Below are 25,894 nucleotides of genomic sequence, written 5' to 3'. Positions count from 1 at the left end.
AGGCCCTGAGTGAAAAAACCGGCGTTGATCGCCGGTTTTTTTCGTCCGGCAAAAATCAGGTAAGCTGCCGCCCCTTCATTCATGGGCAAGAGGCAATACCGTGATCGTCAAAGCGCTGCGAGTCGGCCTGGGCCAACTCATCATTTTCATCGACTTCATCACCCGCCCGCGCAAGCAGAAGCGCGCTGCCGCCGCTCAAGCGCAGGTCGAGCAGGCCGCCAAGGGCCTGACCCTGTATCAGTTCCACGCCTGCCCGTTCTGCGTGAAGACGCGCCGTACCCTGCACCGCCTGAACGTACCGGTGGCCCTGCGCGACGCCAAGAACAACGAGCAGGATCGCCAGACCCTGCTGGAGCAGGGCGGCAAGATCAAGGTGCCATGCCTGCGTATCGAAGAGAACGGCCAGACCACCTGGATGTATGAATCCAAGGTGATCATCGATTACCTGAACCAGCGCTTCTCGGCGGCCTGAAGCCTCTCCCCGGGACGATGCTGTCCCGGGTCAGTTGCCCCCTCGGAAAATCCGCTCAATCGAACATCCCGACATGCCGCGGATGGCTCTGTACGCGCTGGACCCAGGCCTGGATACCCGGATAGCGGGTCAGATCGAAACCGCCTTCATGGGCCACATGGGTGTAGGCATACAGCGCGATATCGGCAATGGAATAGTGCTCGCCCACCAGATACGGCGTGCGGCTCAATTGTTTTTCCATCACATCCAGCGCCTTGTAGCCACGCTTGTGCAGCTTCAGGTATTCGTCCCAGCGCTCTTCGGGCAAGCCCTCGTACTGTTCAATGAAGCGCGCCACCGCGATGTAAGGCTCGTGACTGTACTGTTCGAAGAACTGCCATTGCAGGACCTGGGTGCGCAGGCGCGGTTCGCTGGGCAGGAATTCGCTGCCGTCGGCCAGAAAGTTGAGAATCGCGTTGGACTCCCACAGGCAGGTGCCGTCTTCCAGTTCCAGTACCGGTATCTTGCCGTTGGGATTCTTTGCCAGGAAGGCTTCGGTCTGGGTATCGCCTCCGAGAATGTCCACCGCCTGCCACTCATAAGGCAGCCCCAGAAGACTGAGCATCAGCTTGATCTTGTAGCAGTTGCCCGAACGGTAATCGCCATAAACCTTGTACATGGCCCTCCCCTTAGGCTGCCTGTGCAGCCTGTGCTTGACGTATCACGGTGGCCAGCCGCTTGAGGCCTTCGTCCAGCCGTGCCGGATCGATATGGCTGAAATTCAACCGCAGATGCCCATGATTGCGCTCCGGTTCAGAGAAGAACGGTTCGCCGGGCATGAAAGTCACGTCTTGTTCCAACGCGGACTTGAGCAAAGTGCGGGTATCCAGGGGTTGTTTCAAGCTCAACCAGAAAAACAGACCTCCCTGGGGCACCTGCCAGTCCGCCAGATCGGCGAAATGAGTCTGCAGCGCGATCTGAAAGGCATCACGGCGCAGACGGTAGAAACTGCGCAGTTCACCCAGGTGCTGCTGGAACTGATCGCTGCCGATCCATTGCATGGCCTGCCACTGGCCGACGCGGTTGGTGTGCAAGTCCGCGGACTGTTTCAGGCGCAGCAGATGAGGGAACAGGTCCGGACTGGCGATCAAGTAGCCAACCCGCAATCCCGGGAGCAGGGTTTTCGACACGGTGCCGGTGTAGATCCAACTGGCCTTTTTCAGGCGGCTGACAATGGGGGTCGCGCTGCCACCGTCGAAGGTCAGCTCGCGATAGGGCTCGTCCTCGATCAGGGTCACGCCGAACTCGTCCAGAAGGGCCGCCACCGCCTCGCGCTTGGCTTCGCTGTAGCGCACCGCCGAAGGATTCTGGAAGGTCGGAATCAGGTAGACGAAGGCTGGACGATGCTGTTCCAGGCGAGCGCGCATCTGCGCCAGATCCGGACCGTCCGCCTCCAATGGCACAGTCAGGCAGTCGGCACCGAACAACTGGAAGATCTGCAGGGCAGCCAGATAGGTCGGAGCCTCCAACAGGATCTGGGTGCCCTTGTCGATGTACAGTTTGGCCGCCAGGTCAAGGGTCTGCTGGGAGCCGCTGACCACCAGGACCTGGCTCGCCTCGCAAGGCACGCCGAGCTTGCGCGCCTCGGCAGCCAGGGCTTCACGCAACGACGGCTCGCCTTCACTCATGCCGTATTGTCCCATGGACAAGGGCATGTCTTGCCACTGCACCTTGGGCAGCATCACCTCGGCCGGCAGCCCGCCTGCGAACGACATCACTTCCGGGCGCTGGGCCGCGGCAAGGATTTCACGGATCAAGGAGCTTTTGAGGCGCGATACACGTTCGGAGAAGGCCATGGAGGTCACCGCTAGCAAAGGTCGGAGGAAATACGTCAAACTGCTTGACCGAAATTACGCCGACTCTCGCAGATACGTCAATATGCTTGACCTTAAAAACCAGACCTCGCAACAAGCCGCCATGGAAGCCTTCTTCTTTGGCTATCAGGCCTTTACCGCCAAGGCCGACGAAATGCTCGAACGCCGAGGCTTGAGTCGCGTGCACCAGCGCATCGTGTTTTTCATTGCCCGTTACCCCGGCCTGAGTGTGAAAGAACTGCTCACGCTGCTGGGGGTGAGCAAGCAGGCACTGAATACGCCTTTGCGCCAACTCATGGAAATGCACCTGGTAGACAGCATCGCCCCAGCCAGCGACAAACGAAAACGCCTGTTGCAACTGACCGACGATGGCGCGCGCTTTGAACACTCCCTGCGTCGCGAACAGGTAAAACTGCTGCAACGGGCCTTCGCCGAAGCCGGAGAAAGTGCGGTCAATGGCTGGCTGGCCGTAAACCAGGCCCTGGCGGGAAAACCTGCAGACGACTGATAGCCCCTTCCTCTCGGCGCGCCCTCCCAGACCGCCGAACAGACTCTGACCAACCCTCCGCACTGCCCGGCATAAAGGGCGATGGTGATATAGCCAAGTCCTCAGATTTTTCGCACACAAAACCAAAAACATTATTTGCTTTCTTTGTATACAAAAGCATAATTCGCCACGTGTGAGTTCTTGACCCAAAGGTCAACAAACCCCACAAGCCCTGCCTGCCTCAAAGAGCCGCTGCCCACCCTCCCGTGCCCGGTTCTGGAAAAAACAATAAAACTCTTGAGGAGTACTCGCTGTGGAAAGCCGCAAATCCGAAGCCTCTCCGCTGGACCTCTCGCCCTCGCTGAACAGCGGCTGGCTGGAGCGCATCTTCAAACTCAGGTTGCATGGCACCACGGTGAAGACCGAGCTGATTGCCGGTGTGACAACCTTCATCACCATGGCTTACATCATCTTCGTCAATCCCAACATCATGGCCGACGCCGGCATCGACCACGGCGCCGCCTTCGTTGCCACCTGCATCGCTGCTGCCCTGGGCTGCCTGCTAATGGGCCTGTACGCCAACTGGCCAGTGGGCCTGGCCCCGGGCATGGGTCTCAACGCCTTCTTCACCTACACCGTGGTCGGCACCATGGGCTACAACTGGGAAACAGCACTCGGCGCGGTATTCATCTCCGGTGTGCTGTTCATGATCCTGACCTTGTCGCGGATTCGTGAATGGCTGCTCAACAGCATTCCGGTGAGCTTGCGCTTCGCCATGGGAGCGGGTGTCGGGCTGTTTCTCGGACTGATCGGGTTGAAAACGGCGGGTATCATCGTCGACAGCCCGGCCACCCTGCTCAAGCTCGGCTCCCTGCGTGAACCGGGTCCGCTGCTGGCGGCCATCTGCTTTCTGATGATCGCGGTGCTCAGCTACCACCGAGTGTTCGGCGCAATCCTCATCAGCATCATCGCCGTGACCCTGGCCGGCTGGGGCCTGGGGCTGGTGCACTACAACGGCATCCTGTCCACCCCGCCGAGCCTGGCGCCCACCTGGATGGCCATGGATGTTGCCGGGGTGTTCAACATCAGCATGATCAGCGTGGTACTGGCCTTCCTCTTCGTGCACATGTTCGACACTGCCGGCACCCTGATGGGCGTGGCCCAGCGTGCCGGCCTTGTGAAGGCCGACGGCAAGATCGAGAATCTCTCGCGCGCCCTCAAGGCCGACAGTGCTTCAAGCGTCTTCGGCGCAGTAGTCGGGGTGCCGCCAGTGACCAGCTACGTGGAAAGTGCCGCCGGTGTGGCCGCGGGCGGGCGGACTGGCCTTACCGCCGTCACCGTAGGTGTGCTATTTGTTGCCGCCATGTTCTTTGCGCCGCTGGCAGGCATGATCCCTGCTTACGCGACAGCAGGTGCCTTGATCTATGTTGCGATGCTGATGATGGGCGGCATGGCCCATATCAACTGGGACGAAGCCACCGACAGCATTCCGGCGATTGTCACGGCAATCATGATGCCCCTGACCTTTTCCGTCGCCGATGGCATTGCCCTGGGTTTCATCACCTATGTGGTACTGAAGGCAGGAACGGGCAAGCACAAGGAAATTTCCATCAGCCTGTATGTGCTGTGCGCGATCTTCATCGCCAAGTTCATTTTCTTGTAAGCCACACCTGCTCTCACCCGCCCCATCCCTTCGGATGGGGTTTTTGTGTATTGGGAGAATGCAATGAGTCTGGAAACCTGGCTGCTGTTCAGTGGCGCTACCTTGGTAGTGATCCTGATTCCGGGTCCCTTGTCGTTGCTGATGATCAGCAACAGCCTGAACTATGGCCTGCGCCGCTCATACCCGGCTTTTCTCGGCGGGGTCCTGGCCTCGACCTGCCTGTTGAGCGCATCCGCGCTGGGCCTGGGCGCACTGCTACTGGCTTCGGAGCAACTGTTCAGCGCCCTGAAGATCGTCGGCGCCCTCTATCTGTTCTACCTCGCCTGGCAGAGCTGGCAGCAATCGCGGCAGCTTTCCCACGGCGCGGTGGTACCGGAAGTCGCACTGAAACCGCGCTTTCGTGCACTGTTCGGACGCGCTTTTGTCCTGGGGGCCAGCAACCCGAAGGACATTCTGTTCTTCGCCGCGTTCCTGCCGCAGTTTCTCAATGCCCAGCAGCCTTTCCTGCCCCAACTGCTGACCATGATCGCTACCTGGACCCTGCTGGACCTGAGCTGCAAGTTGGCCTACGGCTTCAGCGCCCATGGCGCCGCGCGTTACTTGCGCAGCGGCAAGGGCCAAAGCTGGTTCAATCGCATCAGTGCCGGGCTGTTCACAGGGGCTGGAGCCGCATCCCTGTTGAGCCGTTAAGCGCTTCGCCGACAAGCCGGCTCCTGCAGCACTCAGCCAGGAACCGACTTGCCAGCGACGACTTTATAACCGGCGAAAAAAAGCCCGCAGTGTGAGCGGGCAAGGACCAAAGAAGCTATTTGCGCAGGATTCTTGGGGGGAAAGTCCTAGCTTCCTCTGTAGGTCGAATAGCTGTACGGCGAGATCAGCAGCGGCACGTGGTAATGCTCCTGCTCGGCACTGATACCGAACCGCAGCACGACTACATCAAGGAACGCCGGCTGTGGCAGCTGTACACCCCGGGCGCGGTAGTAATCGCCAGCGTGGAAATGCAGTTGGTAAACCCCGGAACGGTAGTCATCGCCCTGCAGCAGCGGCGCATCGCAACGGCCATCGCTGTTGGTCAGGGTGCTGGCGACCAATTCCATCTGCGCCCCGTCAACCCGATACAGCTCAACCTTGATAGCGCTGCCAGGGCAGCCATGTGCGGCGTCCAAAACGTGTGTAGTCAAACGTCCCATTGATTCTGCGTGCCTGTCACAACTGGTGCGCCCAGGCCTCGCGCCTCCCGGAGTCAGTGATTGAAAGGGGGCCACAGCATTTCGGCGGGTGAAAAGCTGCGGCGAGGTCACGATTAAGACACTTTTCAAAAAAATTGTACACAATAATAATCACAAATATTCACTCCGGCAGCGCTGTACCCACAAGCCTGTGGATTGACCTCAACACCACAGCAGCAGACGACTTGCGATCCATTAGCTGACCATATAGGCAAGTTTCTTGCAGGTGCAGGCCATAGCGACAAAAGCAGAAAAATGCAAAAAATCAGGCTTACAAAGTGAATATAAACTTGTATACAATCAGTCCATCGCAGTGACGCTCACCTGGCTTTCCGGCTTCAGGTTCCGCCACGCCACCGTTATCACGAATAAGAAGGAAGACTGCAGTGAGCGCTGACTACCCTCGCGACCTGATCGGTTATGGCTCTACCCCCCCTCATCCTCACTGGCCAGGCAATGCTCGTGTCGCCCTGTCCTTCGTGCTCAATTACGAAGAAGGCGGCGAACGCAACATCCTTCATGGCGATAAGGAATCGGAAGCTTTCCTCTCGGAAATGGTTTCGGCGCAGCCGCTGCAGGGCGAGCGCAACATGAGCATGGAGTCGCTGTACGAATATGGCAGCCGCGCCGGCGTCTGGCGGATCCTCAAGCTGTTCAAGGAATTCGACATTCCGCTGACCATCTTTGCCGTAGCCATGGCTGCTCAGCGCCATCCGGACGTGATCCGCGCCATGGTCGAGGCCGGCCATGAGATCTGCAGCCACGGCTACCGCTGGATCGACTACCAGTACATGGACGAAGCCCAGGAACGCGAGCACATGCTCGAGGCGATCCGCATCCTTACCGAGATCACCGGTGAACGCCCACTGGGCTGGTATACCGGCCGTACCGGCCCGAACACCCGACGCCTGGTAATGGAGGAAGGCGGCTTCCTCTATGACTGCGATACCTACGACGACGACCTGCCCTACTGGGAACCCAACAACCCCACCGGCAAGGCGCATCTGGTCATCCCCTACACCCTGGATACCAACGACATGCGTTTCACTCAGGTCCAGGGCTTCAACAAGGGCGACGACTTCTTCCATTACCTCAAAGATGCCTTCGATGTGCTCTACGCCGAAGGTGCCGAAGCCCCGAAGATGCTGTCCATCGGCCTGCACTGTCGACTGATCGGTCGCCCGGCCCGCCTGGCATCCCTCAAGCGCTTCATCGAATACGTCAAAGGCCATGAACAGGTGTGGTTCACCCGTCGTGTCGATATCGCCCGCCACTGGCAACAGACCCATCCTTACCAGGGAGCGGCGAAATGACTGCTTTCCAGAGCCTCAAGCCATCGACCCTGAGCCGTGAAGCCTTCGTCGAGGCTTTCGCCGATATCTATGAACATTCGCCATGGGTGGCTGAAAGAGCCTACGACCTGGGTGTTGACGCCTCCGTCGACCAGATTGAAGGCCTGCACCAGCGCATGAGCGATATCCTGCTGAGCGCCGATCACGCCAGCCAGTTGGCACTGATCAACGCTCACCCGGATCTGGCCGGCAAAGCCGCCGTCCAGGGCCAGTTGACCGAAGCCAGCACCAACGAACAGGCTGGCGCCGGTATTCACCAATGCACAGCCGAAGAGTTCCAACGGTTCACCGAGCTGAACGATGCCTACAAGGCCAAGTTCAAGTTTCCCTTCATCATGGCGGTGAAAGGCAGCAACCGGCACCAGATTCTCGCCGCGTTCGAAACCCGCATCCACAACTCAGTGGACACTGAGTTCAAGTGCGCACTGGCAGAGATCAACAAGATTGCATTGTTCAGATTGCTGACCCTGTAGCGACCCGCTCCTGAGGATAGCCCCGAGAACCTGGATGCCCCCACGCCACTCCCGGTTCTACGTGCATCCCAAGCCACCTATTTCAAGGCAGACAAGAAGAATGAAAGCTTACGCCGCCCCTTTCGAGAAGTTCGTCAACCTGGCCGACGCGCGCCTGGGCACCAAGATCATCTCGGTCACCGATGACTGGTTCGCTGACGCGAACCGGCTGTTCCAGCCAACCCCGGCTGTCTGGAAGGAAGGCGTGTTCGATGACAACGGCAAGTGGATGGATGGCTGGGAATCCCGTCGCAAGCGCTTCGAAGGCTACGACAGCGCAGTGATCCGCCTGGGCGTGCCAGGCTCGATCAAGGGCGTGGACATCGACACCTCATTCTTCACCGGCAACTTCCCGCCATCGGCGTCCCTGGAAGCCTGCTTCCTCAGCGAAGGCGAACCTGGCGAAGACACCCAGTGGGTCGAAGTGCTGTCTGCTGTCGAGCTGCAAGGCAACAGCCATCACTACCACGAGATCAACAACGATCAGCCCTTCAGTCACCTGCGCTTTAATATCTATCCGGATGGCGGTGTAGCGCGCCTGCGGGTCTACGGTACGCCGTACCGCGACTGGTCGGCCATCGCTGACAACGAACAAGTCGACCTGGCTGCGGCCCTAAACGGCGGTCGTGCCCTGGCCTGTTCCGACGAACACTTCGGACGCATGGGCAACCTCCTCAACCCGGGCCGCGGCATCAACATGGGCGACGGCTGGGAAACGGCCCGCCGTCGCACTCCCGGCAATGACTGGGTGATCGTCGCCCTGGGCCATGCCGGCGAAATCGAGAAGATCATCGTCGACACCCTGCACTTCAAGGGCAACTACCCGGACAGCTGCTCGATCCAGGGCGCATTCGTCAAGGGTGGCACCGACAGCCAGATCGAAACCCAGAGCCTGTTCTGGCGTGAACTGCTACCCAGCCAAAAGCTGGAAATGCATGCCGAGCACAGCTTTGTCGAGCAGATCAAAGCCCTGGGGCCGATCACCCATATCCGCCTGAACGTGTTTCCGGACGGTGGCGTCAGCCGCTTGCGTCTCCTGGGCAAGGTCGCGAAATAGACGTCCCCCATCGCAGGCCAGCCCGCACCTGTTGGAGCAAACTGGCTCGCGATGACCGCAAAACAGACAAAACACACTCAAGATAAGAAGAACAGCATGCGCACATTGATGATTGAACCCCTGAGCAAAGAAGCCTTCGCCCCTTTCGGTGACGTGATCGAAACCGACGGCAGTGATCACTTCATGATCAACAATGGTTCGACCATGCGCTTCCACCGCCTGGCAACGGTTGAAACCGCCCAGCCGGAGGACCAGGCGATCATCAGCATCTTCCGCGCCGACGCGCTGGAAATGCCGTTGACCGTCCGCATGCTGGAACGCCATCCGCTGGGCAGCCAGGCCTTCATTCCGCTGCTCGGCAACCCCTTTCTGATCGTGGTCGCGCCACTTGGCGATGAACCTGTATCAGGCTTGGTCCGCGCCTTCGTCAGTAATGGCAGGCAGGGCATCAATTACCATCGCGGCGTCTGGCACCACCCGGTGCTGACGATCGAAAAGCGGGATGACTTCCTGGTGGTTGATCGCAGTGGCAAAGGCAATAACTGCGATGAGCATTTCTTCAAAGAGGATGAGTGTTTGATCCTCGCCCCCCACCAATAAGAGAAGGTCTGATCACCCGACAACAAGGGTGACAGGCAAGAGGTAAAGACTGTGGAAGCACATCTGTTGGAATGGCTCAACCTGAGCGTGCGTTGGGTACATATGATCACTGGTGTGGCCTGGATCGGCGCATCGTTCTATTTCGTCTGGCTGGAGAACAACCTCAATCGCGTCAACCCCAAGGACGGCCTGTCCGGCGACCTCTGGGCGATTCACGGTGGCGGTATCTATCACCTGGAAAAATACAAACTGGCCCCGCCCTCGATGCCGGAGAACCTGCACTGGTTCAAGTGGGAAGCCTACTTCACCTGGCTGTCGGGAATTGCCCTGCTGTGCCTGGTGTTCTACTACAACCCGATGCTCTACCTGGTTGCCCCCGGCAGCGGCCTGACCGGCCCTGAAGGCGTGGCCATCGGTATCGGCGCGTTGATTGCCGGCTGGTTCGTCTACGACTTCCTCTGCGATTCGCCATTGGGCAAGAAACCTGCCCTGCTCGGCTTCATCCTGTTCGTTCTGCTGATTGCCGCCGCTTACGGCTTCAGCAAAGTGTTCAGCGGCCGTGGCGCATACCTGCATGTGGGCGCCATCATCGGCACCATCATGGTGGGCAACGTGTTCCGCATCATCATGCCGGCCCAGCGCGCACTGGTGGCGGCGATCGCGGAAAACCGCACACCGGACCCGACCCTGCCGGCCAAGGGCCTGCTGCGTTCGCGTCACAACAACTACTTCACCCTGCCTGTGCTGTTCATCATGATCAGCAACCACTTTCCGAGCACCTACGGTAGCCAGTACAACTGGTTGATCCTGGCCGGGATCGCGGTCCTGGCGGTGCTGGTACGTCACTACTTCAACACCCGGCATGACAGCCACAAGTTCGCCTGGACCCTGCCCGTTGCTGCACTGGGCATGATCTGCCTGGCTTACGTGACTGGTCCGACGCCAGCTCCCAGCGCCCCCGAAGTAGCCAAGGCCGCCGGCCAGATCGAGTACCAGCCCCTGCCGGAAACTGCACTGGGCGGTGGCGCCAAACCCGCGGCGCCAGCCAGCGCAGAAGCCCCGGCGGCTCCAGCGGCAAGTCCGGCACAGGCATCCAGTGCCGGGCCATCCTTTGACAAGGTGCATAACGTGATCCAGGAGCGCTGCACGGTTTGCCATTCGGCCAAGCCCACCAGCCCCCTGTTCAGCACCGCACCGGCCGGGGTGATGTTCGATACCCCGGAACAGATCCGCCTGCAAGCCGCACGTATCCAGGCCCAGTCCGTCGCCAGTCAGATCATGCCATTGGGCAACATCACGCAGATGACCCAACAGGAACGTGAACTGATCGGTGCCTGGATTGCCCAGGGCGCCCAGACCAACTGATCAGCGCCTGTCGCTGGGCCGATTCGCGAGCAAGCTCGCCCCTACAGAACCGGATTCATCTGTAGGGGCGGGCTTGATTGCCATCAGCCGCTCAAGCTTCGCCCGTTGCAGACACGCTGCGCGTAAAGACGCAGCGGTTAAATCACAAGAATAAAAAGATCCGAGGTGTTGCATGTCCGATTCATCCGAACAGTGCGTCCCCGATGCGCCCGCCATTCAGCGTCTGCCCTTCTTGCAACTGATCCTGGTCGGTCTGCAACACGTTCTGCTGATGTACGGCGGTGCAATTGCGGTGCCGCTGATCATCGGACAGGCCGCGGGCCTGAGTCGTGAAGAAATCGCCTTCCTGATCAATGCCGACCTGCTGGTAGCGGGGATCGCCACCATCGTCCAGTCACTGGGCATCGGCCCCATGGGCATTCGCATGCCGGTGATGATGGGGGCCAGCTTCGCCGCCGTCGGCAGCATGGTGGCCATGGCCGGCATGCCCGGGATCGGCATGCAGGGGATTTTCGGTGCGACCATCGCCGCAGGGTTCTTCGGCATGCTGATTGCGCCGTTCATGTCCAAGGTGGTGCGTTTCTTCCCGCCCCTGGTCACTGGGACGGTCATCACCTCGATCGGTTTGTCACTGTTTCCAGTGGCGGTGAACTGGGCCGGCGGCGGCAGCGCTGCCGCGCAATTCGGGTCACCCATCTACCTGGCTATCGCCGCGCTGGTGCTGGGCACTATCCTGTTGATCCATCGCTTCATGCGTGGCTTCTGGGTCAATATTTCCGTGCTGATCGGCATGGGCCTGGGCTACATCCTCTGCGGCCTGATCGGCATGGTTGACCTCAGTGGCATGGCCCAGGCGCCCTGGCTGCAGGTGGTCACGCCGCTGCACTTCGGCATGCCGCAGTTCCATCTTGCCCCCATCCTGTCCATGTGCCTGGTGGTGGTGATCATCTTCGTCGAGTCCACCGGGATGTTCCTGGCCCTGGGCAAGATCACCGGTCAGGAGGTCACCCCGCGCATGCTGCGCCGCGGCCTGCTGTGTGATGCCGGGGCGTCGTTCTTCGCCGGTTTCCTCAACACCTTCACCCACTCTTCCTTCGCCCAGAACATCGGCCTGGTGCAGATGACCGGGGTGCGCTGCCGTTCCGTGACCATCGTCGCCGGTGGCCTGCTGATCATCCTCAGCCTGCTGCCCAAAGCAGCGTTCCTGGTGGCCTCGATTCCTCCAGCGGTACTGGGCGGCGCAGCCATCGCCATGTTCGGCATGGTGGCCGCCACCGGGATCAAGATCCTCCAGGAAGCCGACATCGCTGACCGCCGCAATCAGTTGCTGGTGGCTGTGAGCATCGGAATGGGCCTAATTCCCGTGGTCCGCCCGGAGTTCTTTGCCCACCTGCCGCTGTGGATGAGCCCCATCACCCACAGCGGCATTGCCATGGCGACCTTGAGTGCCCTGGTGCTGAACCTGCTGTTCAACATCCTCGGCGGCAGCGAGCGCGCGGCCAACAGCGCCCACCACGCTCATCAGCATTGAGTCGCCCCCCGGGCGCCGGTTCGGCGCCCGGGGGCAGCTGCACCGTTCACGCTTGAATGCAGCGCTCGGCCCCCAGGACCGAGCGCCGCCCACAGACGCCGCGCCTTGACAATAAAAACAAACAGGGAGCACTCCTATGCAGCCTGCCCAGGCCCCTCTGGCGGTGGCCGCTCCATGGCCATTGGCGCCGGCCCATCGCCCCGATGGCCAGCGATTCTTGCCCGGCTATTACCCTTCATTGCGGATACCTGCCTGATATGGCCGGCCGGCCTGCCCCAAAGTGGTTGCAAGTGCGCCGTTGCGGCGCACTTGAGCCCTGCCGTGAGAGCCAGTATTCTCCGCGGCCGCGCAAATCTGGTCTAAAAAAAAGCCCGGATGAAAAACCTGACCCAAGAGCCAACTTATCCCGGCCTGGACAGGTAACAAGGCGCCCGAAAATATCGCGAAAACACTCTCGCCCGGCTGTATCGCTACAGCTGGACGGGAGTTTTTTGTTTTTTTTCGGCCTTGGCTCAGCTCTTGCTAAAAGCAACAAAGCTGACCGATCGGATGGTTTTTTACAGCAAAGAAAAAAGGCGCCACACCAGAGCGTCAAGCCAAAAAAAACGTGGAACTACCTACTTGGGAGCAACCGAATGAAATCGATGTGCAAGAGCCTGATGTTGGCCACCAGTCTGCTGGCCGGGGGGCAGGCCGTGGCTGGCGACCTGTTGCAATGGCAGAACAACAGCCTGACTTACTTGTATGGCAAGAACTTCGAAGTCAACCCGCAGATTCAACAAACGGTCACCTTCGAACACGCCGACGCCTGGAAGTACGGGGACAACTTCTTTTTCCTCGACCGCATCTTCTACAACGGCAAGGAAGACGGCAATGTCGGCCCGGACACCTACTACGGCGAGTTCTCGCCACGCTTGTCGTTCGGCAAGATCTTCGACCAGAAACTGGAATTCGGCCCGATCAAGGACGTGCTCCTGGCGTTCACTTACGAATTCGGCGAAGGCGACAATGAGTCCTACCTGATCGGCCCGGGCTTCGACCTGGCAGTACCGGGCTTCGACTACTTCCAGCTGAACTTCTACCAGCGCCACACCGAAGGCAGCCGCGCGGGTGACAACGTCTGGCAGATCACTCCGGTGTGGTCCTACACCATTCCCGTGGGCCGCTCGGACATCCTGATCGACGGTTTCATGGACTGGGTGGTGGACAACGACCAGAACGCCAAAGGCACCTACCACGCCAACCTGCACTTCAACCCACAGATCAAATATGACTTGGGCAAGGCACTGAACTGGGGCGCCAAGCAGCTGTACGTCGGTTTCGAGTACGACTACTGGAAGAACAAATACGGCATCAAGGATTCGCGTAACTTCGAGACCAACCAGGACACCGCCAGCCTGTTGGTCAAATACCACTTCTGATACCCCCTGAGACGGCCGGCCCTCATGTTCCGATGAGTGCCGGCCACTCAGACTGATGGGCCAGCGCGACGCAGCCTATCAGGCAAGACGTGATCCGGAGTCCCGCCAGAATCCCGGATCGGCACTCTTGAGCCGCTCCACCGCATTGTGGATGTGGCTCAGCGCTGCTTGCCGCGCCCCTTCAACATCACGCGCGGCGATGGCCCCATAGACCGCGAAATGCTCATCGCGCACCGAGTGCGCCAGGTCCCGGCGCCGCTCCTCATTGGAACGGGTAATGCGGATCGCCTCTTTGATGAACTGGGCAATGAACTCATGCAATGAGGGATACAGCGGATTGCCGGTGGCCTGGGAAATCGACAAGTGAAACGCCAGGTCCTGCTCCACGCCGTCCTGGCCGGCCTGCTCGGCCACATCGATGGCCAGCAATGCCTGATGGATCGCCTGCAGTTGCTCGGGGGTGTGCCGCTGCGCCGCCAGCGCCGCCGCCTCGCCCTCGATACCACGTCGCAGTTCAGTCACCCGCAGAACCGCCTCGATCGACCCGCGTACATCCAGATCGATAGTGAAGGCCTTGATATGCGCGCCCTCGCTGACCACGGTGCCGCTACCTTGGCGCACCTCCACCAGCCCGGCCGACTTCAAGCGCGAAATCGCCTCGCGGATGACCGTACGGCTGACCCCGAAACGCTCGCACATAACCGGCTCGGTGGGCAGCCGCGAACCCGGCAGGGCCTCGCCACTGGCGATATGCGCCTTGAGTGCCGCAGTCACTTGATCCGCCAGGGTGCCCTTGGCCGCATCCTTGAGCGTCGCCAGGGAGTCGACGGCGAGGGAAGAGTTGTCAGGCTTGGACATGGGTATCTCTGTATTCAAAGTGGCTAACGGTACTGCATTTCATGCACGCCGTCCCGCTCGGTATCCGGCCGTTGAATTCGTATGATGTATTATGATATCTAAGACGCCTCAGCAAGTCCGATAAAAACAAAATCACCCAAATACAAGAAAAAAGGATGGGTAAAGACATGACTGAATCACTGTCGCAAACTGCCGCCCGCTCCCCCACCGCCTCGTTTGAGGACCTGGCTTATCGCAAAGTCGCCTGGCGCATCCTGCCGTTGCTGCTGCTGTGCTACCTGGTGGCCTACCTGGATCGAGTCAACGTCGGCTTCGCCAAGTTGCAGATGTCCGAAGACCTGCAATTTTCCGAAGCGGTCTACGGGCTGGGCGCGGGGATTTTCTTCATCGCCTACTTTCTGGTGGAAATTCCCAGCAACCTGATCCTGCATCGGGTCGGTGCGCGCCTGTGGATCGCTCGCATCATGATCAGTTGGGGCATCATTTCCTCGTGCATGGCTTTCGTCAGCACCCCTACCTCTTTCTATGTGATGCGTTTTCTGTTGGGCATTGCCGAGGCCGGGTTCTATCCGGGGGTCATCCTCTATCTGTCGTACTGGTTCCCTTCCAACCGCCGCGGCAAGATGTACGCCCTGTTCGCTACCGCAGTACCGCTTTCGGGGTTGATTGGCGCGCCGCTGTCCGGTTGGATCATGAGTGCCCTCAATGGCCACCAGGGCTTTGCAGGCTGGCAATGGATGTTCTTCCTCGAAGGCTTGCCGTCGATCCTGGTGGGCGGCCTGGTGATCTACTGCCTCAGCGACCGTATCGCCGACGCGGGCTGGTTGACCCGACAAGAAAAAAACCTGCTGCAGGCCCGAATCGAGGCCGAGGCCGACAGCCATCAGGTTCACAGCGTCAGGCAAGTGTTCGGGCAACCCCGGATCTGGCTGCTGACCGCCATCTATTTCTGCATGATCGCCGGCTTCTACACCGTTGGCTTCTGGCTGCCCTCGCTGATTCGCCAGGCCGGCGTCAGCGACGTGTTCGAGGTCGGCATGCTCACGGCGATTCCCTATGCCGCGGCAGCGCTGACCATGGTGCTGATCTCCCGCAGCGCCGACCGCTTGCGCGAACGCCGTTGGCATCTGGCGCTGACCGCCGTGCTTGGCGGTATCGGCCTGATGATTTCCGCCACCTGGAGTGACAACTTCACGGTATCGATGATCGGCCTGACCCTGGGGGCCATGGGCGCCTTCAGCACCCTGCCGCTGTTCTGGAGCCTGCCCACGGCCTTTCTCGGCGGCACCGCGGCCGCCGCCGGCATTGCCCTGATCAACTCCTGGGGCAACCTCGCCGGCTTTGTCTCGCCCTACCTGATGGGCTTTCTCAAAGACCTGACCCAAAGCACCACCATCGGCATGTACGTCATGGCCAGCGCGTTGTTCATCGGCGCCCTGCTGGTCTTCAAGATTCCCGGAAAACTCGTCAATCGCTGAACACTTGGAGCCACTCATGAATATTCTTGTCACCGGCGCGGCCGGCTTTCTCGGACGGCGGTTGATCGAAGCCTTGCTGCAACGGGGCACACTCACCGACCGTCACGGCCAATTGCAGCCCATCAAGCGCATTACCGCATTTGACCGCGAGCCCGTGCAGGGCCTCGATGACCCACGGGTGCAAGTCAAGGAAGGAGACATTAGCGATGAACAGGTGCTGGCCAAACTGATCGACGCCGACACCGATAGCATCTTTCACCTGGCCGCCGTGGTCTCCAGCCAGGCGGAAGGCGATTTCGAACTGGGCATGCGGGTCAACTTCAGTGCGACCCAAGGTCTGCTGGAACGGGTGCGTCAGCTGGGCTCCTGCCCAAAGTGGGTGATGACCAGTTCTGTGGCCGTCTTCGGTGGGCAACTGCCGGAGAACGTCGACGATGATCAGGTCTGGGCTCCGCAAAGCTCCTACGGGACCCAGAAAGCCATGAATGACCTGCTGCTCGCCGATTACAGCCGACGCGGCTTCGTCGATGGTCGCAGCCTGCGCATGCCCACCATCGTGGTGCGACCAGGCAAACCGAACCTGGCGGCGTCCAGCTTCGCCAGCGGTATCATCCGCGAACCCCTCAATGGCCAGGCCAGTGTCTGCCCGGTGGCCCCGGATACCCGACTCTGGTTGATGTCTCCAGCCCGGGCCATTGCCAACCTGATCCATGGTCATGAGCTGGCCGCAGAGCGCTTGAGTCAGGGCCGAGTGATCAACATGCCCGGTCTGTCGCTGACCGTGGCGCAGATGATCGACGCGCTGCGGGAAGTGGCCGGAGACGAAGTTGCCCAGCGTATTCAGCTACGCCCGGACGCCAGGATCGAACGCATCGTCGGCTCCTGGCCGGGAGCCTTCAGTGCCAGATATGCCAGCGAGCTGGGTTTTACCGCGGACGAGGATTTTATCGGTGTAATCCGCCAGTTCATCCAGGACTACCTGCCTCACTGACCTCAGGCTGGGAAAATCCCGGGCTCATCGGCTGAGCCCGGGCTTCAACCCTTAAGGCCCAGAAACCGCGCCAACTCCTCGCCCTTGGCCAGGGCGTCACTGCGCCCCAGTTCGATCAACTCGCTGCAATACGACGCCTCGAACAGCAAATAGCTCAGGACCCCGGCACCACTGGTCCGGGTTGCCCCCGGTCCGCGCAGGAACAAGCGCAGTGCCGCTGGCAACTCCTGCCGGTGCCGCGCCGCTATTTCGTCGATCGGCTGACTCGGGGCAATCACCAGCACTTCCACCGGCGCAATACCCAAGCCGCGATCCGCCGCACTGCCAGGTAACAGTCGACTGAAATGATTGAGCCGCTCCAGCAGTTCGATATCGCTTTCCAGGCTGTCAATGAAGGTGCTGTTGAGCATATGGCCACCAATCTGCGCCAGAGTCGGCTGCTGCCCGGTGTAAGAACGCTGCCGGGTAGCGTCTGGATCATTGCCCCGCGGGTTGCCACTGACCCCCACCACCAGCACGCGGCTGGCCCCCAGGTGCAACGCCGGGCTGATGGGCGCCGACTGGCGCACGGCACCGTCGCCGAAATACTCCTGGTCAAGCTTCACTGGCGCGAACAGCAAGGGGATCGCCGCGCTGGCCAGCAGGTGGTCCACCGTCAGCTGCGTGGGAACGCCGATGCGCCGATGACGCAACCAGGGATCGATGACCCCACCACCTTGATAAAAGGTCACCGCCTGTCCGGATTCGTAGCCGAAGGCCGTCACCGCTACCGCATGCAGTTGGCCTTGGGAAATGGCCTGGTTGATGCCCGAAAGATGCATGTGCTGATTGAGCAGGTCACGCAGCGGCGAGTTGTTGATCAGCGCCACCGGCACCTGTGCACCGAGCCCCAACAGGCTGTGGCCGACAAAACGACTGGCTTGGCGAATCACTCCCGGCCAATCGCTGCGCATCACCTGATCGCTGCGAAAGCTGCGCCAGAATGCCGTGAGGCGTTCGATTGCCGCGGGAAAATCCGTGGCCCCACTGGCCAGGCTGACCGCATTGATAGCCCCGGCAGAGGTACCAACGATCACCGGAAACGGATTGCGCGCCCCAGGCCCCAACAGCTCGGCAATCGCCGCCAGCACGCCCACCTGATAGGCGGCCCGGGCACCACCGCCGGAAAGAATCAAACCTGTGATCGGTTGCGCAACACTCATCAACTCACTCCATCCGTGGCGCACAAGGTCCGGCAATCAATGCCAGGTGGTCAACCGCGCTTCTTGTAAAGCTTGGGCTCGCCCGGTGGCCGGCTCTTGAAGCGTCGATGGGCCCAGAGGTACTGCTCGGGACAGGCGCGCAACGCACTTTCCACCCACTGATTGATCCGCAGGCAATCCTCTTCTTCAGTGGCACCGGGAAAATCCGTCAGGGGTGCATGAATCACCAGGCGATACCCACTGCCATCGGCCAGGCGCTCCTGGGTGAAAGGCACGACCAGCGCCTTGCCCAGGCGGGCGAACTTGCTGGTGGCGGTCACGGTAGCCGCCTGGATGCCGAACAACGGCACGAACAGGCTCTGCTTGGCGCCATAGTCCTGGTCCGGTGCATACCAGATGGCCCGACCGGAACGCAGCAGCTTGAGCATGCCGCGCACGTCCTCTCGTTCCACGGCCAGGGAATCCAAGTTGTGTCGCTCGCGGCCACGACGCTGAATGAAATCGAACAGCGGGTTCTTGTGCTCGCGGTACATGCCATCGATGGTGTGCTGCTGCCCCAGCAGCGCCGCGCCAATTTCCAGGGTGGTGAAGTGCAGGGCCATGAGAATCACCCCGTGACCTTCGCGCTGGGCCTGCTTGAGGTGTTCCAGGCCTTCAACATGGGCCAGGCGCGCCAGACGCTGCCTGGACCACCACCAGCTCATGGCCATTTCGAAGAAGGCGATCCCGGTGGAGGCGAAGTTTTCCTTGAGCAGGCGCTTGCGCTCTGCGGCGGTTTTTTCCGGGAAACACAGTTCCAGATTGCGTCGGGCGATAGACCGTCGATCGCCAGCTACTCGGTACATCAACGCCCCCAGGGCGCGACCGATTTGCAGGAGCACGGGATAAGGCAGCTGGACGATCAGCCATAACACGCCAAGTCCCAGCCACAGCGGCCAGAAACGTGGAGACAAGAATGCAGCTCGAAAACGCGGGCGATCCATTACAGATTCCGGGACAGACAACAAGGTCGCGCATTCTACATCGGTTCGACCTGGCTTGCGGGGCGCGGGCGATCTCGTTATAAGTCTCGGCACTTTTAGTGACAAGCCGCCTTCTGCAGACCATGAGCCAAACCGAATCGCTAGACCAAGATCCTGTGTTCCAGTTAAAGGGCAGCATGCTCGCCATCACGGTGCTGGAACTGGCCCGCAACGACCTTGAAGGCCTCGATCGCCAACTGGCCGCGAAGGTCGCCCAGGCGCCAAACTTCTTCAGCAACGCGCCACTGGTACTGGCGCTGGACAAGCTGCCTGCTGCCGAGGGCTCGGTGGATCTGCCCGGGCTCATGCGTGTCTGCCGCCAGCACGGTCTGCGTACCCTGGCAATCCGCGCCAGCCGGATTGAAGACATTGCAGCAGCCATCGCCGTCGATCTGCCAGTACTGCCACCTTCCGGTGCTCGGGAGCGCCCACTCGATCCGCCGGAAAGCGAGGTCAAGAAAGTACCGGAAAAGCCGCCTGAGCCAACCGTCAAACCGACCCGCATCATCACTTCGCCAGTACGCGGCGGACAGCAGATCTATGCCCAAGGTGGCGATCTGGTGGTGGTGTCCTCGGTCAGCCCCGGCGCGGAACTTCTCGCCGATGGCAATATCCATGTATACGGCCCAATGCGTGGTCGGGCGCTGGCTGGCGTCAAAGGTGACACCAAGGCACGGATTTTCTGTCAGCAATTGAGCGCTGAACTGATCTCCATCGCCGGTCAGTACAAGGTTTCCGAAGACCTGCGGCGCGACCCTTTGTGGGGCTCTGGAGTCCAGGTCAGCCTGTCGGGTGACGTGTTGAACATCACACGTCTTTAACGGATACTGCCGCATTTTCCAAGCATCTCTAAAACGTAGCGATTACGGCTCAAACGAAGTAGGAAATTGGCAATCAGCAGAGTTTATCGACGATAAACCCTGCCGCTGACCGAGCTCCAGCCAAGGCTGTCCGACTGCAGTAGTTTTCAAGAGATGTTTTTCAGGGGCTAAAAGTCCTTTTTCCTTAGGGGTGAAACACCTTGGCCAAGATTCTCGTGGTTACATCCGGCAAGGGTGGTGTGGGTAAAACCACCACCAGCGCCGCTATCGGTACCGGCCTCGCTCTGCGTGGTCACAAAACAGTCATCGTCGACTTCGACGTCGGCCTGCGTAACCTCGACCTGATCATGGGTTGCGAGCGTCGCGTGGTGTATGACTTCGTCAACGTGGTCAATGGCGAAGCCAACCTGCAGCAAGCCCTGATCAAAGACAAGCGCCTGGAAAACCTCTACGTACTGGCCGCCAGCCAGACCCGCGACAAAGACGCGCTGACCCTGGAAGGCGTGGAAAAAGTCCTGATGGAACTCAAGGAAACTTTCGAGTTCGTGGTCTGCGACTCCCCAGCCGGTATCGAGAAAGGCGCCCACTTGGCCATGTACTTCGCCGACGAAGCGATTGTCGTGACCAACCCTGAAGTCTCCTCGGTCCGCGACTCCGACCGTATGCTCGGCCTGCTGGCCAGCAAGTCCCGCCGCGCCGAAAAAGGCGAAGACGCGATCAAGGAGCACCTGCTGTTGACCCGTTACAACCCGGAGCGCGTCAGCAATGGCGAAATGCTTGGCGTTGAAGACGTCAAAGAAATTCTCGCAGTGACCCTGCTGGGCGTGATTCCGGAATCCCAGGCCGTGCTCAAGGCTTCCAACCAGGGCGTGCCGGTGATTCTCGACGACCAGAGCGATGCGGGCCAGGCCTACAGCGACGCGGTCGATCGTTTGCTGGGCAAAACCGTGGAACACCGGTTCCTTGATGTCGAGAAGAAGGGATTCTTCGAGCGCCTGTTTGGAGGTAGATAATGAATCTTTTTGACTTCTTTCGTGCCAGCAAAAAGGTCAGCACCGCGTCGGTAGCGAAAGAGCGTCTACAGATCATCGTGGCGCATGAACGCGGCCAGCGCAGCACCCCTGATTACTTGCCCGCCTTGCAGAAGGAACTGGTGGAAGTGATCCGCAAGTACGTCAATATCGGGTCCGACGACGTGCACGTCGCTCTGGAAAACCAGGGCAGTTGCTCGATCCTGGAACTCAATATCACCCTGCCTGATCGCTGATTGATCCGACGGGAGCCACGGCGGCTCGCTGACTTCATGCACAGCATTGAAGTCGGCGAGCCGCCGTTGGCGTTTGTTACGAGGCTGTTTTAATGCCGTTGTCGAATATCCACATCCTGCATCAGGACCCCGCCGTCCTGGTGGTGAACAAACCCACCCTGCTGCTTTCAGTCCCCGGTCGCGCCGACGACAACAAGGACTGCCTGATCACTCGCCTGCAGGAAAACGGCTACCCCGAAGCCCGTATCGTCCACCGACTGGATTGGGAAACCTCAGGGATTATTCTCCTGGCCCGGGACGCAGACACCCATCGCGAACTGTCGCGACAGTTTCATGACCGCGAAACCGAAAAAGCCTACACCGCCCTGTGCTGGGGCCAGCCGGAACTGGACAGCGGCAGCATCGATCTGCCCTTGCGCTATGACCCGCCAACCAAACCCCGGCATGTGGTGGACCACGAATTCGGCAAGCACGCCCTGACCTTCTGGCGAGTGCTGGAGCGCTGCGGCGACTGGTGCCGGGTCGAGCTGACCCCCATCACCGGCCGCTCTCATCAGTTGCGGGTACACATGCTGTCCATCGGGCACCCACTACTGGGCGATGGCCTCTACGCCCACCCACAGGCCTTGGCCGCCTGGCCAAGGCTGTGCCTGCATGCCAGCATGCTCAGCTTCACTCATCCCCAGACCGGCGAGCGCCTGCGCTTCGATTGCCCCGCGCCCTTCTGACAGCGTTCTGCAGGAGCGGGTTTTCCGGCGAAGGCCCCCTGACGACCATCCCCCAGGTCGACAACCGCTTCGCCGGCAAGCCGGCTCCTACAGTGCCCTGCTATACGTTAAACTCGCGCCACTGCTGTCTGGAGCTACTTATGCGCGAAGAGTTGAACCAAGGCCTGATCGACTTCCTCAAGGCCTCCCCTACCCCTTTCCATGCCACTGCCAGCCTTGTTCAACGTCTGGAAGCGGCAGGTTACCAGCGCCTCGACGAGCGCGAGCCGTGGACCACCGAAGCCAACGGCCGCTACTACGTCACCCGCAACGACTCCTCCATCGTCGCCTTCAAGCTGGGCCGGCATTCGCCCCTGCAAGGCGGCATCCGCCTGGTGGGCGCCCACACCGACAGCCCCTGCCTGCGGGTCAAGCCTCAGCCTGAACTGCAGCGCCAGGGTTTCTGGCAACTGGGTGTGGAAGTCTATGGCGGCGCACTGCTGGCTCCCTGGTTCGACCGTGACCTGTCACTGGCCGGCCGCGTAACCTTCCGCCGCGATGGCAAGGTGGAAAGCCAACTGATCGACTTCAAGGCCCCCATCGCGATCATTCCCAACCTGGCCATCCACCTCAATCGTGAAGCCAATCAGGGCTGGGCGATCAACGCGCAGAACGAATTGCCGCCGATCCTTGCCCAGTTTGCCGGTGACGAACGTGTGGATTTCCGCGCGGTCCTGACCGACCAACTGGCCCGCGAACACGGTCTGAACGCCGATGTGGTGCTGGACTACGAGCTGAGTTTCTACGACACCCAGAGCGCGGCGGTGATCGGCCTGCACGGTGACTTCATTGCCGGCGCACGCCTGGACAACCTGCTGTCCTGCTACGCCGGGCTGCAGGCCCTGTTGACAGCCGACAGCGAGGAAACCTGCGTACTGGTGTGCAACGACCATGAAGAAGTCGGCTCCTGCTCGGCTTGCGGCGCCGATGGCCCGATGCTCGAACAGACCCTGCGCCGCCTGCTGCCCGAAGGCGACGAGTTCGTCCGTACCATCCAGAAATCGCTGCTGATTTCCGCAGACAACGCTCACGGCGTGCACCCCAACTACGCTGACAAGCACGACGCCAATCACGGCCCGAAACTCAATGCCGGCCCGGTGATCAAGGTCAACAGCAACCAGCGTTACGCCACCAACAGCGAAACCGCCGGTTTCTTCCGCCATCTGTGCATGGCCGAGGAAGTCCCGGTGCAGAGCTTCGTGGTGCGTAGCGACATGGGTTGCGGCTCGACCATCGGCCCGATCACCGCCAGCCACCTGGGCGTGCGCACTGTCGACATCGGCTTGCCGACCTTCGCCATGCACTCGATCCGTGAACTCTGTGGCAGCCATGACCTGGCCCACCTGGTAAAGGTGCTGAGCGCCTTCTACGCCAGCCACGAACTGCCCTGAGTTGTCACCGCGGGCGCCCCTCAGGGGGCCCCGCCGGTTTCTGATACACATCAACCCGGGGCGCGGTAAAGCGACCTAGACTTATGAGTACTCTTCCTGACAAGGCCGTCGCCATGATCTCGATGTCTGCGTTCCACTCCATGCTCATCCCGATTCTCACGGGCATGATTCTCCTGGCCATCGGCTTCAACTTCCGGGACAAGAACCTCGGTGTGTTCAGCATGTGGATCGGCATGCTGCTGATTCTCGGCACTGTGGTTTACAAAATCCTCGCCAAACTGGCGGAATAAATGCCGCGCTCGCCCTCGCATTGAATTTGGCGGCCTCGTACACTCGGTTGATCCGATTTTCTCCGAGGTTGACCGCCCAGTGTTCGCTCGTCTTTTCGCCCTGCCCTGCTTTGCGCTTGTCTGCCTGCTGACCCTCCTGCCCCTGAGCAGTGCGCAGGCGGTTGGCCTGCCGGGCCTGCTGGGCAACCAGAGCAAACCGCAACCACAGGCCGAAGAGCCCCTGGGGCAGTCTTTGGACGAGGTGATCAAGTCCCTGGAAAACGACCAGCAACGCGCCAAGCTGCTGGCTGATCTGAAAAAGCTCCGGGACGCCACGAAAAAAGCCCAGCCCGCCACTGAAGAAGGCGTGCTCGGCCTGATCGGCGGCACTCTGTCGAGCCTGGAGAAACAGTTCTCCGGCGCTGATAGCCCCTTGAACCGCTGGACCGACGAGTTCGATCAAGCCCAGGAAGAACTGTCGGCGTTGATGCTGCCAGCCAGCCAATGGCTACCGATCATTTTTGCCTTTGCCCTGATTCTCATGGTCTGGAGTCTGCTGGCGGCGGCGCTGATCTGGCTCAGCCACCGGGTGCGCCTGCGTTTCGGCCTCACCGAAGAACTGCCCCAGCACCCCAAGACCTGGGACTTGCTGCGCTTCGCCCTGCGCAAGCTCGGCCCCTGGCTGATCGCTCTGCTGATCACCGTCTACATGACCTACTCCCTGCCCTCGTCATTGGGCAAGGACCTGGCCATGGTCCTGGCCTACGCCCTGGTGGTGGGCACCTGTTTTTCGGCGATCTGTGTGGTGGCGTTTTCCGTCCTCGATGGTCCGCATCGTCATCGTGCCCTGTATATCCTGCGCCGCCAGGCGTTCCGACCACTGTGGTGGATCGGCAGCTTCGCCGCGTTCGGCGAGGCCCTGAGCGACCCTCGGATGGTGGCCAGCCTCGGCCAACACCTGGCCCATACCGCAGCGACTTTCGCCAATGTCATGGCGGCGCTGTCCACCGGGGTATTCATCCTGCGCTTTCGCCGGCCGATCGCGCACCTGATCCGCAACCAACCGTTGTCCCGGCGCCTGACCCGCCGCGCCTTGAGCGACACCATCGAAATCATTGGCACCTTCTGGTATCTCCCCGCCCTGGTGCTGGTGGGCATTTCGCTGTTCGCCACCTTCGTTTCCGCCGGCGACACCAGCACGGCCCTGCGCCAGTCACTGTTGTGCACGGTGCTGCTGGTGCTGTGCATGGTGATCAACGGCCTGGTGCGGCGCCACGCCCTCAAGCCCCAGCGTGGGCACAAGCGCCATGCGCTGTATTCCGAACGGTTGAAAAGCTTCTTCTATACCCTGGCCCATCTGGCGGTGTGGCTGGCGTTCATCGAACTGGGCCTGCGGGTGTGGGGCATGTCGCTGATCCGCTTCACCGAAGGCGACGGCCATGAAGTCAGCGTCAAGCTGTTCAGCCTCGCAGGCACCCTGATCTTCGCCTGGCTGATCTGGATCTTGAGCGACACCGCGGTGCATCACGCCCTGACCCGCTCGCGCAAGGGCCTGGCCAACGCCCGCGCACAGACCATGATGCCGCTGATCCGCAACGTGCTGTTCGTGGCGATTTTCATCATCGCCACCATCGTCGCCCTGGCCAACATGGGCATGAACGTCACACCGCTGCTGGCCGGTGCCGGTGTCATCGGTCTGGCCATCGGTTTCGGCGCCCAGTCGCTGGTGGCAGACTTGATTACCGGTCTGTTCATCATCATCGAGGACTCCCTGGCCATCGACGATTACGTGGATGTCGGCGGTCACCTGGGCACCGTCGAGGGCCTGACCATCCGTACCGTGCGCCTGCGGGACATCGACGGCATCGTGCACACCATCCCGTTCAGCGAAATCAAGAGCATCAAGAACTACTCCCGGGAGTTCGGCTACGCGATCTTTCGCGTGGCGATTCCCTACAACATGGAGATCGACGACGCAATCAAGCTGATGCGCGATGTGGGCCAGAAGATGCGTACCGATCCCTTGCAACGACGCAACATCTGGTCGCCTCTGGAGATCCAGGGAGTGGAGAGTTTCGAGTCCGGCAGCGCCATCCTACGGGCCCGTTTCAAGACCGCGCCGATCAAGCAATGGGAAGTGTCCCGGGCGTTCAACCTGTCCCTCAAGCGTCACCTGGACGAAGCCGGACTGGACCTGGCCACCCCGCGCATGAGCATCCAGGTGATCACCCCCGGCAGCGCCCCGGAAAAGCAATGACCCCGTAGGCGCCGTCTTGCCGGCCAACG

Annotated in this window: 26 protein-coding genes; 20 read left to right on the top strand and 6 right to left on the bottom strand. The window is 60.6% G+C overall.

The features are described 5' to 3' along the window. The first annotated feature begins 100 nt into the window (after positions 1 to 100). Entirely contained in the window at positions 101 to 472 is a 372-nt protein-coding gene (locus Q8O96_RS09300) for a glutathione S-transferase N-terminal domain-containing protein (RefSeq protein ID WP_102860811.1), read from the top strand. Positions 473 to 527: 55 nt separating this feature from the next. Here Q8O96_RS09300 and Q8O96_RS09295 read toward each other — a convergent pair whose 3' ends face one another. Continuing rightward, the gene (locus Q8O96_RS09295; RefSeq protein WP_305948697.1) at positions 528 to 1,130 is read right to left on the bottom strand and encodes a glutathione S-transferase family protein; all 603 of its coding nucleotides are present in this window, start codon (positions 1,128 to 1,130) and stop codon (positions 528 to 530) included. 10 nt (positions 1,131 to 1,140) lie between these two features. Beyond that, positions 1,141 to 2,307 carry a PLP-dependent aminotransferase family protein gene (locus Q8O96_RS09290; RefSeq protein WP_102860809.1) on the bottom strand — a complete coding sequence of 389 codons (1,167 nt, stop codon included), beginning with the start codon at positions 2,305 to 2,307 and terminating at the stop codon, positions 1,141 to 1,143. An 82-nt stretch (positions 2,308 to 2,389) separates the two neighbouring features. Here Q8O96_RS09290 and Q8O96_RS09285 point away from each other — a divergent pair, with 82 nt between their 5' ends. From Q8O96_RS09285 to Q8O96_RS09275, 3 genes are all read left to right on the top strand, one after another. Continuing rightward, a complete protein-coding gene (locus tag Q8O96_RS09285; RefSeq protein WP_102860808.1) occupies positions 2,390 to 2,833 on the top strand; it encodes a MarR family transcriptional regulator in 444 nt (147 codons plus the stop codon). A 292-nt stretch (positions 2,834 to 3,125) separates the two neighbouring features. Continuing rightward, complete coding sequence (locus Q8O96_RS09280; protein WP_102860807.1) at positions 3,126 to 4,475, top strand: NCS2 family permease; 1,350 nt, start codon at positions 3,126 to 3,128, stop codon at positions 4,473 to 4,475. A 63-nt stretch (positions 4,476 to 4,538) separates the two neighbouring features. Then, complete coding sequence (locus tag Q8O96_RS09275) at positions 4,539 to 5,165, top strand: LysE family translocator (protein WP_305948696.1); 627 nt, start codon at positions 4,539 to 4,541, stop codon at positions 5,163 to 5,165. Between the two features lie 146 nt (positions 5,166 to 5,311). Here Q8O96_RS09275 and uraH read toward each other — a convergent pair whose 3' ends face one another. Further along, a complete protein-coding gene (gene uraH, locus Q8O96_RS09270; protein WP_102860805.1) occupies positions 5,312 to 5,665 on the bottom strand; it encodes a hydroxyisourate hydrolase in 354 nt (117 codons plus the stop codon). A gap of 425 nt (positions 5,666 to 6,090) precedes the next feature. On the opposite strand from uraH, the gene puuE reads away from it, so the two are divergent. The 7 genes from puuE (at position 6,091) to Q8O96_RS09235 (ending at position 13,542) form a co-directional block, all read left to right on the top strand. Continuing rightward, complete coding sequence (puuE, locus tag Q8O96_RS09265) at positions 6,091 to 7,017, top strand: allantoinase PuuE (RefSeq protein WP_110594650.1); 927 nt, start codon at positions 6,091 to 6,093, stop codon at positions 7,015 to 7,017. Continuing rightward, the gene (gene uraD, locus Q8O96_RS09260; protein ID WP_102860803.1) at positions 7,014 to 7,529 is read left to right on the top strand and encodes a 2-oxo-4-hydroxy-4-carboxy-5-ureidoimidazoline decarboxylase; all 516 of its coding nucleotides are present in this window, start codon (positions 7,014 to 7,016) and stop codon (positions 7,527 to 7,529) included. The genes puuE and uraD overlap by 4 nt, the downstream gene beginning before the upstream one ends. Positions 7,530 to 7,629: 100 nt before the next feature. Continuing rightward, a complete protein-coding gene (alc, locus tag Q8O96_RS09255; protein WP_102860802.1) occupies positions 7,630 to 8,625 on the top strand; it encodes an allantoicase in 996 nt (331 codons plus the stop codon). A 96-nt stretch (positions 8,626 to 8,721) separates the two neighbouring features. Beyond that, positions 8,722 to 9,225, top strand: coding sequence for an ureidoglycolate lyase (locus tag Q8O96_RS09250; RefSeq protein ID WP_102860801.1), 504 nt, complete (start codon positions 8,722 to 8,724; stop codon positions 9,223 to 9,225). Between the two features lie 51 nt (positions 9,226 to 9,276). Continuing rightward, complete coding sequence (locus tag Q8O96_RS09245; RefSeq protein WP_110594654.1) at positions 9,277 to 10,590, top strand: urate hydroxylase PuuD; 1,314 nt, start codon at positions 9,277 to 9,279, stop codon at positions 10,588 to 10,590. Between the two features lie 172 nt (positions 10,591 to 10,762). Then, positions 10,763 to 12,121 carry a nucleobase:cation symporter-2 family protein gene (locus Q8O96_RS09240; RefSeq protein ID WP_102860799.1) on the top strand — a complete coding sequence of 453 codons (1,359 nt, stop codon included), beginning with the start codon at positions 10,763 to 10,765 and terminating at the stop codon, positions 12,119 to 12,121. Between the two features lie 635 nt (positions 12,122 to 12,756). Then, positions 12,757 to 13,542, top strand: coding sequence for an outer membrane protein OmpK (locus tag Q8O96_RS09235; protein WP_102880513.1), 786 nt, complete (start codon positions 12,757 to 12,759; stop codon positions 13,540 to 13,542). Positions 13,543 to 13,620: 78 nt separating this feature from the next. On the opposite strand, the gene Q8O96_RS09230 is transcribed toward Q8O96_RS09235, so the two are convergent. Beyond that, positions 13,621 to 14,400 carry a FadR/GntR family transcriptional regulator gene (locus tag Q8O96_RS09230; RefSeq protein ID WP_222933647.1) on the bottom strand — a complete coding sequence of 260 codons (780 nt, stop codon included), beginning with the start codon at positions 14,398 to 14,400 and terminating at the stop codon, positions 13,621 to 13,623. Positions 14,401 to 14,567: 167 nt separating this feature from the next. Here Q8O96_RS09230 and Q8O96_RS09225 point away from each other — a divergent pair, with 167 nt between their 5' ends. Together Q8O96_RS09225 and denD are read left to right on the top strand one after the other, a co-directional pair. After that, positions 14,568 to 15,878, top strand: a complete 1,311-nt coding sequence (locus tag Q8O96_RS09225; protein ID WP_305948695.1) for an MFS transporter — start codon at positions 14,568 to 14,570, stop codon at positions 15,876 to 15,878. 16 nt (positions 15,879 to 15,894) lie between these two features. Beyond that, entirely contained in the window at positions 15,895 to 16,869 is a 975-nt protein-coding gene (gene denD, locus Q8O96_RS09220; RefSeq protein ID WP_102860796.1) for a D-erythronate dehydrogenase, read from the top strand. Positions 16,870 to 16,913: 44 nt separating this feature from the next. Here the strand turns inward: denD and Q8O96_RS09215 are convergent, their stop codons facing one another. Both Q8O96_RS09215 and Q8O96_RS09210 read right to left on the bottom strand, forming a co-directional pair. Then, positions 16,914 to 18,071: a patatin-like phospholipase family protein gene (locus Q8O96_RS09215; RefSeq protein WP_102860795.1), complete on the bottom strand. Its 1,158-nt coding sequence runs from the start codon at positions 18,069 to 18,071 to the stop codon at positions 16,914 to 16,916. 50 nt (positions 18,072 to 18,121) lie between these two features. Continuing rightward, positions 18,122 to 19,054: a lipid A biosynthesis lauroyl acyltransferase gene (locus tag Q8O96_RS09210; protein WP_102860794.1), complete on the bottom strand. Its 933-nt coding sequence runs from the start codon at positions 19,052 to 19,054 to the stop codon at positions 18,122 to 18,124. A 122-nt stretch (positions 19,055 to 19,176) separates the two neighbouring features. On the opposite strand from Q8O96_RS09210, the gene minC reads away from it, so the two are divergent. The 7 genes from minC (at position 19,177) to Q8O96_RS09175 (ending at position 25,865) form a co-directional block, all read left to right on the top strand. After that, positions 19,177 to 19,914, top strand: a complete 738-nt coding sequence (gene minC, locus Q8O96_RS09205) for a septum site-determining protein MinC (protein WP_102860793.1) — start codon at positions 19,177 to 19,179, stop codon at positions 19,912 to 19,914. 200 nt (positions 19,915 to 20,114) lie between these two features. Further along, positions 20,115 to 20,927 carry a septum site-determining protein MinD gene (gene minD, locus Q8O96_RS09200; RefSeq protein WP_011062650.1) on the top strand — a complete coding sequence of 271 codons (813 nt, stop codon included), beginning with the start codon at positions 20,115 to 20,117 and terminating at the stop codon, positions 20,925 to 20,927. Next, positions 20,927 to 21,181: a cell division topological specificity factor MinE gene (minE, locus tag Q8O96_RS09195; protein WP_007898843.1), complete on the top strand. Its 255-nt coding sequence runs from the start codon at positions 20,927 to 20,929 to the stop codon at positions 21,179 to 21,181. Before minD ends, minE begins: the two co-directional genes overlap by 1 nt. Before the next feature lie 92 nt (positions 21,182 to 21,273). Further along, a complete protein-coding gene (locus Q8O96_RS09190; RefSeq protein ID WP_102860792.1) occupies positions 21,274 to 21,909 on the top strand; it encodes an RluA family pseudouridine synthase in 636 nt (211 codons plus the stop codon). 140 nt (positions 21,910 to 22,049) lie between these two features. Beyond that, the gene (locus tag Q8O96_RS09185) at positions 22,050 to 23,339 is read left to right on the top strand and encodes a M18 family aminopeptidase (protein ID WP_077934615.1); all 1,290 of its coding nucleotides are present in this window, start codon (positions 22,050 to 22,052) and stop codon (positions 23,337 to 23,339) included. A gap of 83 nt (positions 23,340 to 23,422) precedes the next feature. Further along, a complete protein-coding gene (locus Q8O96_RS09180; protein ID WP_102860790.1) occupies positions 23,423 to 23,629 on the top strand; it encodes a hypothetical protein in 207 nt (68 codons plus the stop codon). A gap of 79 nt (positions 23,630 to 23,708) precedes the next feature. Continuing rightward, positions 23,709 to 25,865, top strand: a complete 2,157-nt coding sequence (locus Q8O96_RS09175) for a mechanosensitive ion channel family protein (RefSeq protein ID WP_102860789.1) — start codon at positions 23,709 to 23,711, stop codon at positions 25,863 to 25,865. The last annotated feature ends 29 nt before the right edge of the window (positions 25,866 to 25,894 follow it).

It is taken from the genome of Pseudomonas sp. LPH60 (genome assembly GCF_030718165.1).
In the GTDB taxonomy this organism is placed as follows: domain Bacteria; phylum Pseudomonadota; class Gammaproteobacteria; order Pseudomonadales; family Pseudomonadaceae; genus Aquipseudomonas; species Aquipseudomonas danubii.
This window is presented reverse-complemented; position numbering and strand designations above follow the sequence as displayed.